Origin of the sequence: Klebsiella sp. 141153 (assembly GCF_032601995.1) — a bacterium.
Classification (GTDB): domain Bacteria; phylum Pseudomonadota; class Gammaproteobacteria; order Enterobacterales; family Enterobacteriaceae; genus Klebsiella; species Klebsiella aerogenes.
In genome coordinates this window covers 194,542-211,098 of the sequence record NZ_JAQIRJ010000010.1, presented here as the reverse complement: position 1 = coordinate 211,098, position 16,557 = coordinate 194,542, and the positions used below count along the sequence as shown (strand labels likewise).

The following is a 16,557-nucleotide window of genomic DNA, read 5'->3' as shown; positions in this document are numbered from 1 at the left end:
TGGGGGTTAACTGGCTGGCGGGATTTGATTTTGAGATAAAGGTTATCGCCCGGATTCCGGAACATCAGCTTTAAAAACTTCACACACAGATATCAGGAGGCCTGATATCTGTGTGTAAATCTGTTTTTGACACAAAAGTGGCTCGATAAAACCTAGGTTAAAAAGTTAAATTATTCGCCTGGATCAAGGTTAAACTGTAAAGGGTAGTCCATACAAGCCGGCTCCTTCACCTGCCTGTTTCCCATGCCATGTTGCCTGTGTGCCATCCTCTCCATTACCTGATATTGCTGATGCCTGGCCGCCGTTGCACATGCGTGGTTCGGAAGAATCCGTATCCATTTTAATTCAACACACTTTTGAGAGCTTGTTAAATACCTCAGGGCATGAAGCGGGCATTTTAACATTTAAAATTCTCTTACCTTACGTTACCTAAACCCCGATCGCTCTCCACACCTTGAAGCATTAGCGTCGCTTCTTCGACACGAATAAAGCGCCCGTCATCATCTGTTTCAGCGAACATATAAACTTCCATATCCACCTCTTCACCATTGTGCTTGGTACACAAAACGCGATGCCTGGTGGCATAGAGATTCCCGTCACGAAGCTCATCGCAAACTTCTATTTTGCCGGATGCGATGATTTCCCGGAGTTTACGTGCATGCTGAGCAAAGCCATCCAAACCTTCCCACTCGTTATTAGTACGCTGGCGGTAAACGGGACTGAAATGACGATTGAGTATCAGGTCCAGTGGCACCTCCTGTTGATTGAGAATTTCATCCAGCACGGTAGTAATAGTCATTATTTTCATGGGTGATCCTCTGTGAAAGTGATGAATACTTTACAATCGACTGAATGGCTTAAGTACGGTATAAAAGACATTAAATACCGTAAACAAGTCAAAATGAATGATCCATTAATTACATTCGAGCCGGCCTTCGCTTCAGAGGGGCAAACTTTAGTCGTCGCGGTACGCGAGTCTGATGTAATACGGGAAACGCCAAATCACCATCACAGCTGTGGACAGCTACTCGGTTCGAGGCATGGGCTACTCACGGTCGATGCCGGAAATTGTCGCTGGGTGGTACCGGCGACACATACCGTCTGGATACCTCCGGATGTTCCGCACGGCCTGCGCTCGCATGGCCCGTATTCAGGATGGAGTGTTTATGTATCTGCCCAAGCCTGTAGCGGACTACCTGATAAACCTTGTGTTCTCTCAATAACAAATCTGCTGCGTGAAGCGATAACGCGAGCGGCCTCATGGAAAGATGTAAACCTTAACGCGTCCCAAAAACGTTTAGCTGGTGTCATCCTTGATGAAATTGGCTCTCTTCCTGAGGTCAACCTGGGGCTTTCAATGCCCCAGGATATCCGACTACTCAGAATTGCGCAGACACTGTCAGATAACCCGGACGACGGCCGCAGGCTCGAGGAATGGGCAGTCTGGGCCGGAATGTCATCACGTACGCTTACACGGCGATTCCGTGCAGAAACCGGTTTTAGTTTTAATGAATGGCGACAGCGCATTCGGTTACTCAGGTCTCTTGAACTTCTGGCTGGGGGTAAGCCAGTGACGGCAATTGCTCTGGACCTTGGATATGATAACGTGAGTGCCTTCATTGCCCTGTTCCGACGGATATTCGGCACCACCCCGGGACGTTTTAAAATTTAAACCTCTAACTCTGCAGCCCCACACTAGATATTTAAACATGGCAGTGACATTGCAAAATCACAGCGACAGAGAATCAGGAATATTTCTGGCTCTTCTCAAAGAGTGGCAATCAGTACTGACGATACATATTCCACAGTGTCTGCATGCAGCAGGCTCTTTTTGAGAGTGAAGCTCAGGGTTTACTGCAGAATAGATAAAGTACAGTGTAAAACCCACGCTGGCGACAGCACCGAGACGGCACATATAAAACGGAATCGCCCTATCCCTCGGCCAGCCAAACTCCGTGCCCGACTTTGTTATAGCGGACCTGTACTCAAGATGGTTCAGGATGAAATCTGAGCATGACTGCCACGATTACGTCAGTGAGTAGACTGCTTTGTCCTGCTTTTTTATGGCCTGCCAGTACGTCAGCGTAGTGTTCTTAACGTAACATCACACCTCTGTTCCACCTGGCCAATTCAATCAACGACTACGAGGTGGCAAATAATGTTGACCGCCTGTGAGGCCGCTGCGATACATATCCCTTATATACATTGACAAAAGCACATACTTGTTATATTTACATTATTTATCATAGGTTAAATTTGAGGATTGTTCGTGATGTGATGCTCCGTACATAAGCCCATAACATTATTTTTAACTGCCTACCAGAAAGGATGTATTGCCTGGCTGAAAGCTAGCACGCATCAGGTAAGCAAAGACTTGTTTAGCTTATACGGACATCAAGAATGATTCGAGCACTCATGAATGCCCTGGCAGGAAAGCCATGGCTGATGTTACTTGGTATATCTTTCATTATTTCCTCTGTCGGGAATGGCATTACCTATATTGTTGTTTTTAGCGAACTGATTCGGCTCGCTGCCCCGACAACCTCCCTTGCTTTAGCGTATGTGCTTTCAACTGTTCCTGGCTTAATCGGAAGTAAGGTTGGAGAGTATTATTGCCGTACTGGCAACCCTTTCTCCATTCTTGTCGTGGGCGAATTTTTAGGCATGGCAGGCTTGAGCGCCCCTTTTATGGCTGTGTTAAACGGCTCAATTCCTCTTTTTCTTATCGCACAAACCGTGTCAGCCTTCATCATCGGCATGACGTTCCCTGCTATGAGTAAGATATTTAAAACCGGGTTAAGTGAAAAGGAATTACCCGTTGCGACCACACTGGAAACCATTATCTTTGCATGTAATGTTATTTTTGGTGTTGGACTGGGTTTGTTACTATTGGGGCATGTTACCGTAATACACCTGCTGATCATTGACCTGGCCAGCTACGCCCTGTCAGTCATCATGCTATTGAGCGCTAAAGGCAAGTTCAGGAATATTTTCCATTATATAGAACAAAAAGATGCAGTTATAAGATGGAAAGAAATCAGTAACACTCAGAAACGAGGTATCCTGCTATTACCCCTATTGGCATTCGCAGGAGCCCCGGCGATGGCGTTACTGCCAGGGCTGGTTCCAACGAATCTTACCGGTCATGAAGCTCAAGCAACAGCTTTGGCTCTTCTTTTCTCTCGTAGTTTAGGGCAACTCATCGGCCCGTTACTGCTTAATCCTGAGCGTTTTGAGAAAAATAGTAATAATAATAGCCTGCTATTGGGATGTCTGTTTATTTTTGTGGCATGCTATGGCCTGATCCCTTTTTCAACCTCATCTTACCTGGCATTGGCACTGGTCTTTATTGCACATATTTTTTCAAATGTTGTTTTCTCGCTCGCGGTATATTCAGTATTGAAAAAATTTGATGAAAATCATGTGGCTGCTGCTATGGCTAAGAGCTACCGATGGCAGATGATGATCACTGCAATAGTCTCTATAGGTGCCGGGTATAGTTCGGATTACCTTGGGGTAATATACGCGCTTTATGCCTTCAGTGGCTCAGGCTTTTTGCTAATTGTAATCTTCTCATTTGTCGAAAAATATTTTTCTCAAAAGACACGGTCAAACAACCTCGAGCTGGAATAGTAGAAAGGCTACACAGCCTGAGGGCTGTGTAGCCTTATAAATTAAAATAATTCAATCGCCTGAATCCCCTGATTCACGCTTTCGTCTCCGGAATATCGCCTCGCAAGATAATGAAGACATCCTATTGCACGAAAGCGTGCAGGAGCATGGGGACCGCTGGTTAACAACTTACGCATGATATTTTCAGAGGCATATTCACGCCAGAGCATTAACAGACTGGTCTGGAAAGCTTCACGTAATTCACTAGTTTCTTCCTGAGACAGCCTCTGAAGCGTTTTCCAGGCAATATCGCAACCAGATAAATCAGCCAAGCATTCTCCCCTGGTCAGAAGCCCATTAATGTAGTTTCCGGGAAGGACTTCTATATTGCTGTAAAAATCAGCGATTACATTTGCTTTTTGAATAAAATTAGCTTCATCCTGTTGTGTCCATAGCATGTTTAAATTCCCATTTTCGTCAAAATAGCAACCTTCGTCGTCGAGAGCATGACTTATTTCATGGGCAATAATAATTCCGATAGAGCCATAGTTATATTTGATCCCGAGGTTGCTCATAAGCAATGGTGACTGTAAGACAGCAGAGGGGAGTATGATTTCATTTTTACGTCTGTTGTAGCAAGCATTAACTTCATATCCGTACATGTCCCAGAGGTGAGGGTTAAAAGGTCCATTCAGGCAATCACTGTAATGCCTGAACTTTTCCTCTTTTATTGCTAGTACTGTTTCTAGCGGGGTCGAAAATTTAAGGAATCGATGGTATGCAGTAAGTACCGGTGGCGTTCCAATTTTAATTTTAATGGCAGAAATCTTACGTAGCGCTCTGGACTTGAATGTATCTGACATCCAGGTAGACTCCTGAATGCCGTGCGTGAATGTGATAATTATCTCTTTAACCATCTCCTCTACAAATTTTAATGTTTGAGGCGTAGAGTAGCGCTGTGTGTATAACTCTGAAAGATAATCATCGAACGATGTGATCAAATGCTGGTAACTACAAATCAACTCTTCAGGATATTTCCTTTCTGTCCCAACAATATTTTGAACAAAATCATCAATTACACAGTTATTTATATTAGAGAAGAAAAACCTGTATTTTAGATAAAAACGAACCTTAGCATAAGTTTCAAGAGTTTTTATGGAGGTGGACAATAAAATATTTTTTACTGCATGGGAATAGCCCAGAGACTCCAGCACAATATTTTGTGGCAGGGATGCCTTAAGACCATTACATAAACAGGCCAAATCTAATGCTGTTAAATCTTCGAAAACTGAATGTGACACAGTGTTGCATGTAAAGCGTGGGTTACGTTCCTCCTCAGTGGAAAGTTTATTGTTAACAAGATTTTGCTCAAGAAGGAATATCTCGTGAGCGGGAGTTTCTGGATCAGAAATACCAATCGCAGTAAGTATTTCATTTAGTATTTCAAAATAAGCTGCTCGAGTCTCCGTATAGAATGAATCACAGGAATTATAATATTGCTCTCCTGGCATAATAAGATCGGCGCACTCAAATCGCAAACAACTGATGCGCGTATCTTCTTCCCAGGGGACGACCCTTATCCGGAAGAGCGTTTCTGTACCGTACCGGGTGCAGCACCCGAGAAGATATGACACATGTTGTGTATTGCTATAAGCTGACTGAAATCTGATAAAATGCTTTGCGAAGAATGCAGATGCATCCGTGCCTCTTATCTCAGGATCATGAAATTTATCATAAGTTTGTTTAATGAAAAACTCATCATCATTTTTGGGAGATTTGATAACTTCATCCAGCATTTCCTTAACCTGCGAGTACACAATATCACGTAATTCAGTAAACGTACTACTGTATGTGACTGATTTTACATCCCGCATCTGTGATAACCATATTTCATTATGATTAAGATATAAATAGTTTTCATCTGAAAGCATCTTAAAACCCACCTTATTGATAATAACATTTCATTAACAATGCACGATTTCATAAAAAAAACAATATATGAAATAGGATAAAAACATGACAATGTGCACACAATAAGAAACACACCGCATCTGTTTGATTTTTAACAATATTTTATATAAATAAAAAAGTACTATTAATTCTGGTAGATATGCTTGACTTAATAAAAATGGTTAGTTAAATGTTAAAGGTGAGTGTTAATTATTGGTTAAATTTAACGTTTCTCATTAACGCAAAAAAACTACATAGGGTCGCGCTATGCTTATCGTTGGTGTATCAGCACTGAACCATGATTCTGCCTGCTGTATTATTGAGAACGGCGAGGTAATCGCAGCTGTAGAGGAAGAACGATTTTCCCGAAAAAAGCACGACCCTCGCTTCCCGTACGCTTCACTTGAGTTTTGTTTGCGTAAAGCCGGAAAAACCTATGCTGATATTGATTGCATCAGCTTTTATGAAAATGAAAAATTAAAACGTGCTCGGCAGTTATGGAGTGCAATTCATGCGCCGGAAATCATGTCCAGATTGAACCTGGATGGTGAAAGTGTTGTTGATAAAATTCGCACACTTTTTGGCAATGATAAACCTGTCAAAAGTTATTCTCACCATATGAGCCACGCAGCAGCTGCAAGGTATCTTTCAGGTTTTAATGATTGTGCAATATTGATTAACGATGGTGTTGGTGAATGGGAAACTACGACCATGTGGGATGCCTGTGGCGGTGTACTAAATCAGGTTGCATCTACACATTTTCCACATTCTGTCGGTTTGTTTTACGCCACCATTACGGGCTTCCTTGGCTTTAATGTTAACAATGATGAATACAAAGTTATGGGCCTGGCATCATATGGCAAACCTGCTCTTGTAGAAAAGCTTCGGGAAATAATTAAAATTAGTGAGACCGGACAAATTGAGCTGGATTTGGCTTATTTTGATTTCTGTGCTGGCGTCAAGATGTACTCTGAGAAGTTATCAGTTCTGCTGGGTTTCACGGAACGACCGGCTGACAGCCCTCTTTCTCAGGTCCATTATGATCTGGCAAGCAGCGCGCAATACATTCTGGAAGAGGTTGTCGTAAAGCAATTACAGCATTTAAAAACGTTGTCTCCCTCAAAAAACCTGTGTTTAGCAGGTGGCGTAGCTCTTAACTGCGTGGCCAATGCAACGATAAGACGTAGTGGGCTCTATGAAAATGTTTTCATCCCTCCTGCGGCTGGAGACTCTGGTGGTGCTATTGGTGCTGCCTTTTTGGCCGCTCAGGAACTGTATGATAAAAAAAATATTGCATTGGTAACGAAGGGTATCCAGCACTGCTTTTGGGGACCATGCGTGGGGAATCATGAGATTGTTTCCACCTTAAACCAGTTAGGTATAGGGTACCAAAGTTTATCCCGTGAAAATTGCAACCGCAAAATAGCGGCCGATCTTGCCGATGGTTATGTTGTAGGAATTTTTCGTGGGGCTTCTGAGTTTGGACCCCGGGCCCTCGGTGCAAGAAGTATCATTGCAGATCCCCGCAATCCTCATGCACAGGATAGGGTAAATCTCGTTATCAAGCAGAGAGAAAAATTCAGACCTTTTGCTCCAGTGGTCCTAAATGAGTATAAACATGATTATTTCGATTGTGATTTTGAATCCCCTTATATGACAGAAGTTTGCCCGGTTAAAAAAAATGCGAACTTGCCTGCTGTTACACATATTGATGGCACCGCACGTATTCAAACAGTTAACATTCATGACGGGAATCACCCCTTTGTTGAACTTCTTAAGTCATTTTATGATTTAACAAATTGCCCTGTTTTATTGAATACTTCATTCAATTTGCGCGGGGAGCCGATTGTCAATACCATTGAACAGGCGTTAAGTACCTTCATTCATTCTGAAATGGATGCCTTAGTATTAGAAAACCATCTCATATATCGTGAAAATATCCCGTTAAATCTTGCCAACATCAGAAAGCCTATATTATCAGAACGTGATGATGAAGCACGAACAACAGTTTATACTTTTTTTTAAAGGCATACCACATGACTATTCAGATGAATAACAAAGGAATTTGTATTGCTCTGGCAGAACAAATGATGGCTGCCGGGCCTCAGTTAAAGAGACTGGAAAGTATTTTCAGCAATCGAGTCCTTCAACAAAAGGATTCTCTTCCCTTTGATTTCTGCGAGGGAAGGTTGGTCGATCCTTTGAATCATATACCTCAGCAGATAGGAATATGGTCCCCGGTCTTTGAGGGTACCAACCTGAAATACTATAAGCGTAATAAAGAACTGTTTAACCGGTTCGGCGGAAATGATGCATCATGGTCGGAAACAGAAATGTTATATCGGGCAAATCCAAATAAGAAAACGATTATCTACATGGGAGAATCTGTAGCTCGTGGTTTTGTATTTGATCCCGTTGTAACACCTGCAAAATTATTAAAAGATAAAATTGCAGACCATGATTATGAAATTGTTGATTTGGCTTGTACCGGAATGAATGCTTCTGCTTTACTTCAAACCGTACAGGAAGCACTTGAGCTTCATCCGGATATGATTGTCATTCATGCTGGTAATAACTGGTGGAATTCCTGGTGGGGAAATCCGTCAGCAGAGGTCACGACCTCATTAATAGGCTTAGATAGCCTTCAGATTAAAGATGTTATTACTCAACAGGTTAAGCTTTATATCACGTTTATTCTGCAATCAATCGTTAACCTTTGTAAGAAAACTGAAGTTAAATTATATTTCGTTTTACCTGAATTTAACTACGCTGGCTGGCAAAATGAATTTGCTATACCGGCATGGTTAGACGACCAGACATCAGCATGTTGGTTGGAACATGTACAAAACGCTAATAATTTATTCGCCCTACAAAAATTCCCTGAAATGCAAGCCGAATGTAATAAGGCTTTGGTACTGGATAACGAAACAAGTCCCTTATCATTAGAGCTAATGGCTAAAGCAGAAGAAGGTTTAGGTAATACCGTCATTGCTAAAGAATATTATATTAAAGCAAAAAATGCCGTGGTCTGGCAGTACACAACTCATACTCCACGCTGCCCAAGTTTTATTGAAGATTTAATTCGCGAGATAATAGGACAAAATCCTGATTGTGAGCTCATTGACCTACCGGAAATATTTTATCAACGCTCCGGTAAAATTATACCAGATAAAACACTTTTTGTTGATTACGTACATCATAGCCTGAAGGGTATGGACTGGGTAAGCGATGCGCTAGCCTCTGCCATTACCAAAAAAAATACCATTATCAATCTTTCTGAGGTTTATGATAAAGATTGTGCAGGTAGCTATTTACTGGCAGCACTCCATAATGCTAATTATGGTCAACAAGAGGATGTTATTGAATATTGGCTGAATAAAACCCTGGAAATGAGAAAACTTACATCATCAAGCTCAAATGAGTTATCTTTTATTACTAAGCATTACTCAGCCGATCAAAAATTACACAAAGAAATGTACACATCAGCCAACGCATCAATAAATAAATTTCTGCGTGCTTTTCACATTAGCGACCATTCAGGGATAAGATTATATGAGCTCATCAAAAAATATCATCCTGAACAACTTGAAATCAATGAAAAAAACCTTCCCTCTGAGAAGAGCGATGTTATTGTCATAAACAGTAGAAATCACCATATTTTCCGGTGTTACCCTGAACGCTACGCAGTTTTTACTGCAATGACATATCAAAATAAGCTTTTGATGAATGAGGTAAATCCCTATTCATTTTTTTGCGTAAAATCTCTGCCTTCTGGCGAATATGAGGTCACTATCTGTATCAGATCGACGTCATCAGAGCATAGTCAAAGTGCGACTATCTCTATTAATGGAAAGAATACAAGCGCTAATTTAAGCTCAGAATGGCATAATTTCATTTTTTCGACATCCCTTAATGAAGGGCAGGATATTAACATCAGTATTATGTGGCCAATCATCTCAGGTTCCTGTGATTATCACAGAGAATTACTTGCAAAAGATATGATTGAAGGTAATAGGCAGTTACCAGTAATGCGAATTACCGGAGTTATTGGACAAATTATCATTAGAAGTATTTGAAAGTACTCTGTACTTTCATGGGGCAATATCAAACGATATTGTGAATAAACTAAGAAAGGTAAATGTAAATGACAATGGAAAATCTGCAATGTGGTCCACGTATGTTTGCGCCGTTCTCAGAGGATGTTCAGAAGCTGATCAGTGATATCGATACAGCCCAACCAATTGAATGTGGTCCACGTATGTTCGCGCCGTTTTCAGAGGATGTTCAGAAGCTGATCGGTGATATCGATACAGCCCAACCCATGGAGTGTGGACCACGTATGTTCGCGCCGTTCTCAGAGGATGTCCAGAAGCTGATTAGTGATATTGATACTGCCCAGCCGATGGAATGCGGCCCACGTATGTTCGCACCGTTCTCAGAGGATGTTCAGAAGTTGATTGGCGATATTGATAATGCTCAGCCGATAGAATGTGGCCCACGTATGTTCGCGCCGTTTTCTGAAGATGTTCAGAAGCTGATCGGTGATATTGAAGAAGACCAGCCGATGCAATGTGGCCCGCGTATGTTCGCGCCATTCTCTGAAGATGTTGTAAAACTTATTAATCAGTTCGAAGCTCCGCAAACTCGTCAATAAATGTAAGGATCAGTTGATTCTCAACTGATCCTTTTTTAAGGAGTATATAATGAAAAGAATACGAGTGGTTGGTACAGGTATTAAAGGAATAAAACATATTACCCTTGAAGCCGTCAATAACTTTTCCGAGTGCAAGAAAACTTTATTGTTTTTCCCTCAAAATGAACTGTTAAAATATTTTGAGAAAAATAGACTTCCTTACGATGACATCACGAACCTGTATGTTAATGGTAATGAAGATATGTCAAACTATACTTCTCTTTTAAATCGTGTTTTTGATGAGGTTTCACTAAATGATGATATCGTTTTTTGTATACCCGGGCACCCACGATTTGGTGTAACTTTAATAAAACTATTGAATGCGCGTGCGAATCAGTCGGGTATTAAGTTAACAGTTACACTTGGTTTGTCTTCTTTTGATACCATGCTAAATGATATCGAACTTGATCCTATTGAGCAAGGCGCGGCAACACTCGATGCAAATTTGCTGATATTACTGGATTATAACATGGAGCCACGAATTAATTATTTCCTATATCATATTTGTTCCGTTGGGACCACGCGTACCTTTATTAAAGACCCTGCACAGGATAATGCCATTCATTACCTTAAAGCTAAACTTCTCAAGCATTATCCAGAAGACCATACCTTAAAAATGGTAAGCTCAGCTGAGTTTGGCCGAGAACAGGCAATTATCAGAGAAGTTAGACTCGGGGATCTCGAAAGTTTGTTGCCTTACATCACCTTCTCTTCCACATTATTTGTACCTTACATGAAGCCGCATGCAAGCCAGATTAATCGTGAATTTCTGAAGAATCTTCAGGGCTCCGCCACTTCTTAGGGGAAAGCTATGTTTTTATATGGCATTACTAATAAGGGCGAGCTTGCACAATATTATTATCAGCGTTGTCCTGACTTTAAATTTAATGAACTCCCGCCCTATCTTTGCAAGATCTTAACTGAGGAAAGATTAGCACCAATAGGTATATTGGATAAATGGTGTGGTTCTCAAGGTATCACTTATCCGATTAATACTTTAGAGTGGGAGGAGAATAAGATCTTTTTTTATGATCGTCAAGCGTCTGCCCTTTTGGCTAATTATGTATCAGTCAATCCAGAACATGTTACTGAATTGAGCTCTGAAAAAGTAAATCTAATACAGACAAGCATTAAATATATGGCCTACTTTTTTCCATCACAGACTCAAATTATATTTGAATTTACGTCCGTTATCGTCTGGTTAAAAGCAAATGAATGTGGTTTTAGTGGTGCGGCATTTCATGAGCTACCTCATTGCACTTTCTTAAGTGATGCATTCTTTATAGCGGTAACACCATCAGCAATACTTGAACCTATCCATCGGCCATATATTATATTTGAGAATCTATATCATGAAGCCTTACATCATCAATTATCAGCTTCAGTAATGCTTCATACAAAAGGTTATTATGAGCCTGAAAACCATAACAATCGATTTTATTACATCAAATCCAGAAATAAAAGTTGGTCAATACCAAATATCCTGCAGGCAGCATATGTATATCTGAATGTATTATCAACCAGAATCAGCTATTTGCAAATAATCATAAAACATAATCTTCCATGTGAAACCATATATACCAGTATAACGCAGGCCATTAACTACTGTCGTGAAATGATTAACGTTCTACTTCAAGATGATATGTTAAAACAGGATATTCAAGACTATATATCAAAGATGGACGCGTACCTTAACTTATTGACGAAGGAATATAAAAAGTTATGATCACTGCTAAAGAGTTAATTTATATAAATCAATCTTACGACAATCATCAAAATATTTTGCATGAGAACTTACTTGATTCAGTATTATACAATGAGAACCTGGTATTTAGAAACATAAGAGATAAAACATTAGAACTCGGTTATGTTTATGGGTGCCAACCTAATGAATTGTGGCTACAGTACCGTTCATTTCCTTTAATGGCACTTAACGACATATTTGAACAAAAATTTATACCTTTTTGTGATAATGTTTCATTTTTAGAGAAAACAATAAACGCCGGTCTTAATTTTGGCGTGGATCTACCATTCTTAACAACCGGGATGACAAGAAATCCTATATTTCATGAGTCCTGTCACTGTGTTGCTGATTCAGTTTTATTTAGTGATGCAGATAAAATTTCCGATAATGAAAAGTCCATTAGATACTTATTCGCTGAAGCCTATGGCTTCTGTCTTTTCCAGTTCTGTGGTTTACAGGCTAAAAGTAAGGAAAGCATTATCGGTTGTATAATTAATGATATCGCAATACTGACGCCTGAGTTGAATGCTTTTAAAGATGCATTACAACGATTCGGTCAGCATAATACCATGATGATTTATATGATTTCTCATATGTTATGTATGTCTCAGGTTGCAATGAGTGATATAAAAGCTTCATTTTTTTCACAATATGTAGACATCTCTTTGACTACGGAAAATGAGAGTTCCATTAATAAGCTTATTGCGATGGGATATTCTATTTTACCGTCTTTTTCCTCCACCGTGCAGTCAATTTTTTATACCCTCGTGAATTTACCCAGACCTACCCCTGAAATGACGTTGGAATTATTAATGGATAATAAATTCAATAATACTTTTCAACAGCAATCTTATTTTTTAGCGGATATTGCATTGCGAGGCCATCATGACTGAACGTTATAAGCCAGATATGTCTGTAATACATCATTCACATATGTTGAATGATAAGGTTCGTATCGATAAATATAAAAAAGCAATTTCTGAGACGATTGCACCACATGACAACGTTGTTGATATAGGCTCAGGATGTGGAATTCTGTCTATGTTAAGTGCCCAGAAAACCACTGGACAGGTCTATGGCATAGAATATTTTGAATTCGCTATTTCATTATCAAAAGAACTGTGTAATAAAAAGGATAATATAGAATTTATTAAAAATTCATCTTTCCAGACGTCTCTTAGTGATCACATCCATGCAATCGTTACTGAAACCATTGGTCAAATCGGACCAGAGGAACATATGGTTGAAGCCATATGGGATTTTTGTCGACGCCATCCTTCCATTGAAAAAATTATACCATCGACACTGAGTATTTTCGCTCAACCAGTACATAGCGCATGGTTTGATGAATTCAGACAGGAAAAATTTTTTTCGTACAATGCTCTAGCTGAATATAATATGAGCAGCAAAGATTCTGATTATATTATTAATGACTACCTTGGCAGAATTATATTTCAGAATAATCTTTCTTCTGCACATATTTTCAATACAGATACCTCAACATTACTTACGTCCTATAAATTAGGGATCACATCATCTTCTTCCTTTACTAAGGTTATAACACTTTCTGAGCATCATACTCCTGTTGCTAATGCACTCCATCTTTACTTTGAATCCGAACTTAATCCGGGTAACATTTTAGACACACATTATTCTTCACCTCTTACACACTGGCAACATAGCTTTGTACTAATACCACCTGGAAAGCATCGCGCGATGATAAGCTACCGTGCAGGCGATCGTTTTATTTCATGTGAATGGGAATAGGGAGCTCTATGTTTTATCCTTTTAATAAGAGTGTTTTTGATAGCCTTGAGATCAAAGAACAACCTTTTCGGCATATTTTTGCTCAAAATATTTTGCACGAAGATTTTTTAAAACGATTTGAGGAAATTACTGGCGATATTGAGGCAGAGCATTATGGTAAACATGCGTCAGGATATCAGTTTGCTCATTATCCTGACCCTGACTTTATAAAATATGTTTACTCACAACCATTTTTACAATCTGTTGGAAATCTTTTTGGACGTCCTGTACGTCCCAGCAAACAATATTTCTTGCCGCAGGTATACATCTTTCCGGATCATTACCGAGGTTTGCCTCCTCATACAGATGCGTCTGACAAGCGTGATTTAGCTATGATTTTCTATATTTCAGAAGGATGGAATGAAGAGTGTGGAGGGGAATTACGCGTGCTAGAGAAAAACAAATCGCCACATAGTTCCTTTGCCCCTGTTTTTAACTCTATGAGTTGTATGGAACTTTTCGAGAATTCTTGGCATGAAGTTTTACCAGTCAAATCAAACTGGATAAGGAAAACCCTAATCATTGATTTTGACTATTGTTAAAAATAGGGGGTTACCCCCTATTTTTATTGCCCATCAACTGCTCAATTTCGTCTATTTCTTTTGGACAGCCGTTTGTCAGTATTTTATGTCCATTCCTAGTAATCAGGACAGTATCTTCTATACGGATACCAATATTACAGTAACGATTATCTGGGCAGTTTTTTGATGTGAAGTATAATCCAGGCTCGATTGTGACTAACATACCTTCCTCAAGAGGACGATTTTGCTGAATTCCGGATAAGCCAACATCGTGTAAATCAAGTCCAATATAATGGCCGATATCATGGGGATACCATATATTCAAAATGTCATCCTTTCTTTCTTGAGAAGAAATGAGTCCGAGCTCAGCAAGAGAATATAAAAAAAATTGTCGAACCTCTTGCTGTAAGTCATATAAGCTTACTCCAGGCTGTAACTGGCTTATGGCTTTTTTTTGCGCGTTTAATACAATTCCGTAAATTCTTTTTTGCTCTTCCGTGAAATACCCACTGACTGGAAAAGTCCTTGATATGTCACCAGCATAATTTTGATATTCGCATCCAATATCTATTAGTAATAACTCCCCATCCCTTAATTTCTTGTCGCTATGCAGATGATGTATTATGCAAGAATTTGATCCTGACGCAATGATACTTTCGAATGCACACCCTGATGCATTCTTATTTCTGAATTCATACTCTATAAATGCCGCTACCTTTCTTTCACTTACACCACTGTCAATTATATCAATAACCTTTTTCGCCGTCCTGGCAGTAATATCAGCGGCCTGTGACAGGCAACTTTGTTCTTCTAAAGATTTAAATACACGCAGCTCATGCACAATGCTTCTGTAATCTTTTATGATTTCTGGCGCTTTCCATTCTTCACTCCAGTTTCCATAGATGCGTAGTTTTTCAATAACACTTAAAACACACTCATCATTTTTAACATCCCGGCTAAATGCATGATACAGTGTATTGGCTTGATTTAATTTGTTAAAAAGCTTATCTTCCAACTCTTTTAATTCAAATATATTATCAAAACTACTGAACTCTCCTTTTGTTAATATTGATTCGCCGAACCATTGCTTTTCTTTCTCACTAGTTTCTTTACAAAACAAATAATGGTGTATTTCTGATGGTTTTTTCTCGATGATCAGAATTGCGTTTGGCTCATTAATCCCTGTGAGGTACCAGAAATCACTGTCTTGTCTGAATGGATACTCTTGATCTCCATTCCGTATAAATTTCGTAGCGCCAAACACCACTGCCACGCTATTTACATCCATTTTATCACTTAACTGTACTCTTCTTTCCAGATAGCGATCCATATTAACCTTTCCTGTGATGACTATGCTTATTGTATTACTGTTCAGATTACATTTATCATTCCATAAGTTGAAGTTTTTTCTCTGCAAAAAAAACGATACTTATCACATCTTTTATCCTCATTTTAATTCCACAATATTTATGTTGAATTGTAAAGGGACACAGTTCACCGACTATGTTGCAACTCACTTGATGTAACAACTAGTGTTTCCTTTCAATTCATAATTGATGAGCGAACAACAGGCATTGGCATTATATGGCAACCAGAAAGAGAGTAACCCAAGCCATGTCGGTCCATCTCATAACTTGTTCTCTATGTTTTTATAAGCCCCTGAAAACCATCATATGGCATCCAAGGGCACATCAAATTTGGCAACCGGTAACTGATTAATTACCCATTAGTTGGAGTTACTGCAGCAGGAATTGTACGTATCCCTGCAAAAAGAACCATCAACTTTTAGAGAGTCTCTGGTACTCCAACTTCCGCTGTAGGCACACAGCGGACGACCAACTGAGTTTAAGTTCCAGCATGAGCGAACAGCAGACATTGATAAGCACGGAGTTTACGGCCGTTGGCTAAACAGCATTAACCGTTAACCTGTACCACCGTAATGAGAATAGTCACAACCATCTCCTCGATTTCACTCGTCGTCAATAAATCATCCCCTCCCCTGTTTACCAAACTCACATGGCCCAGCAACAATCGCATGCATAAATCAGACTATCCGTAAACGTACACCAAGGGTTGTAGGTGCCGCGACTCTACTGTGCTGTAGCAGCCATCCTGCTGTAAATTCCGAGTCCTAACAGGGTAGAACACGAATAAGTCCTGAGCTTAACCCTTTTATCTGTATGCCATTGTGGCTTATGCTGTAACACTGATAACGTATTGTCCAAAAAATG

The 16,557-nt window shown here is 39.8% G+C and carries 13 protein-coding genes and 1 pseudogene; 11 read left to right on the top strand and 3 right to left on the bottom strand.

Annotated features, from left to right (window positions below; all coding sequences use genetic code 11):
* Nucleotides 1–415 precede the first annotated feature (415 nt).
* Nucleotides 416–802, bottom strand: a complete 387-nt coding sequence (locus tag PGS10_RS19380) for a nuclear transport factor 2 family protein (RefSeq protein ID WP_170926287.1) — start codon at nucleotides 800–802, stop codon at nucleotides 416–418.
* 27 nt (nucleotides 803–829) lie between these two features.
* Here PGS10_RS19380 and PGS10_RS25125 point away from each other — a divergent pair.
* The 3 genes and pseudogenes from PGS10_RS25125 to PGS10_RS19370 form a co-directional block, all read left to right on the top strand.
* Nucleotides 830–1,120: pseudogene (locus tag PGS10_RS25125) on the top strand (AraC family transcriptional regulator); the annotation flags it as partial.
* A gap of 99 nt (nucleotides 1,121–1,219) precedes the next feature.
* A complete protein-coding gene (locus PGS10_RS19375) occupies nucleotides 1,220–1,672 on the top strand; it encodes a helix-turn-helix domain-containing protein (RefSeq protein WP_042896605.1) in 453 nt (150 codons plus the stop codon).
* 728 nt (nucleotides 1,673–2,400) lie between these two features.
* Nucleotides 2,401–3,633: a hypothetical protein gene (locus PGS10_RS19370; protein WP_113374451.1), complete on the top strand. Its 1,233-nt coding sequence runs from the start codon at nucleotides 2,401–2,403 to the stop codon at nucleotides 3,631–3,633.
* A gap of 41 nt (nucleotides 3,634–3,674) precedes the next feature.
* Here the strand turns inward: PGS10_RS19370 and PGS10_RS19365 are convergent, their stop codons facing one another.
* The gene (locus PGS10_RS19365) at nucleotides 3,675–5,543 is read right to left on the bottom strand and encodes a M13 family metallopeptidase (protein WP_080470478.1); all 1,869 of its coding nucleotides are present in this window, start codon (nucleotides 5,541–5,543) and stop codon (nucleotides 3,675–3,677) included.
* Between the two features lie 286 nt (nucleotides 5,544–5,829).
* Between PGS10_RS19365 and PGS10_RS19360 the strand changes: the two genes are divergently transcribed.
* The 8 genes from PGS10_RS19360 (at nucleotide 5,830) to PGS10_RS19325 (ending at nucleotide 14,347) form a co-directional block, all read left to right on the top strand.
* Nucleotides 5,830–7,587, top strand: a complete 1,758-nt coding sequence (locus PGS10_RS19360) for a carbamoyltransferase family protein (protein ID WP_042895184.1) — start codon at nucleotides 5,830–5,832, stop codon at nucleotides 7,585–7,587.
* A gap of 11 nt (nucleotides 7,588–7,598) precedes the next feature.
* Nucleotides 7,599–9,638 carry a hypothetical protein gene (locus tag PGS10_RS19355; RefSeq protein ID WP_042895187.1) on the top strand — a complete coding sequence of 680 codons (2,040 nt, stop codon included), beginning with the start codon at nucleotides 7,599–7,601 and terminating at the stop codon, nucleotides 9,636–9,638.
* A gap of 68 nt (nucleotides 9,639–9,706) precedes the next feature.
* Nucleotides 9,707–10,216 (top strand): hypothetical protein, encoded by a 510-nt coding sequence (locus tag PGS10_RS19350; protein WP_049047420.1) that lies wholly within the window; start codon nucleotides 9,707–9,709, stop codon nucleotides 10,214–10,216.
* Between the two features lie 49 nt (nucleotides 10,217–10,265).
* The gene (locus PGS10_RS19345) at nucleotides 10,266–11,057 is read left to right on the top strand and encodes an SAM-dependent methyltransferase (protein WP_042895189.1); all 792 of its coding nucleotides are present in this window, start codon (nucleotides 10,266–10,268) and stop codon (nucleotides 11,055–11,057) included.
* 9 nt (nucleotides 11,058–11,066) lie between these two features.
* A complete protein-coding gene (locus PGS10_RS19340) occupies nucleotides 11,067–11,981 on the top strand; it encodes a hypothetical protein (RefSeq protein WP_042895191.1) in 915 nt (304 codons plus the stop codon).
* A complete protein-coding gene (locus tag PGS10_RS19335; RefSeq protein WP_042895193.1) occupies nucleotides 11,978–12,892 on the top strand; it encodes a hypothetical protein in 915 nt (304 codons plus the stop codon). Before PGS10_RS19340 ends, PGS10_RS19335 begins: the two co-directional genes overlap by 4 nt.
* Nucleotides 12,885–13,766: a 50S ribosomal protein L11 methyltransferase gene (locus tag PGS10_RS19330; RefSeq protein WP_113374452.1), complete on the top strand. Its 882-nt coding sequence runs from the start codon at nucleotides 12,885–12,887 to the stop codon at nucleotides 13,764–13,766. Before PGS10_RS19335 ends, PGS10_RS19330 begins: the two co-directional genes overlap by 8 nt.
* A gap of 8 nt (nucleotides 13,767–13,774) precedes the next feature.
* A complete protein-coding gene (locus PGS10_RS19325; protein WP_160310356.1) occupies nucleotides 13,775–14,347 on the top strand; it encodes a 2OG-Fe(II) oxygenase in 573 nt (190 codons plus the stop codon).
* A gap of 10 nt (nucleotides 14,348–14,357) precedes the next feature.
* Here PGS10_RS19325 and PGS10_RS19320 read toward each other — a convergent pair whose 3' ends face one another.
* The gene (locus tag PGS10_RS19320) at nucleotides 14,358–15,656 is read right to left on the bottom strand and encodes an aminopeptidase P N-terminal domain-containing protein (protein ID WP_047041522.1); all 1,299 of its coding nucleotides are present in this window, start codon (nucleotides 15,654–15,656) and stop codon (nucleotides 14,358–14,360) included.
* Nucleotides 15,657–16,557: the final 901 nt, after the last annotated feature.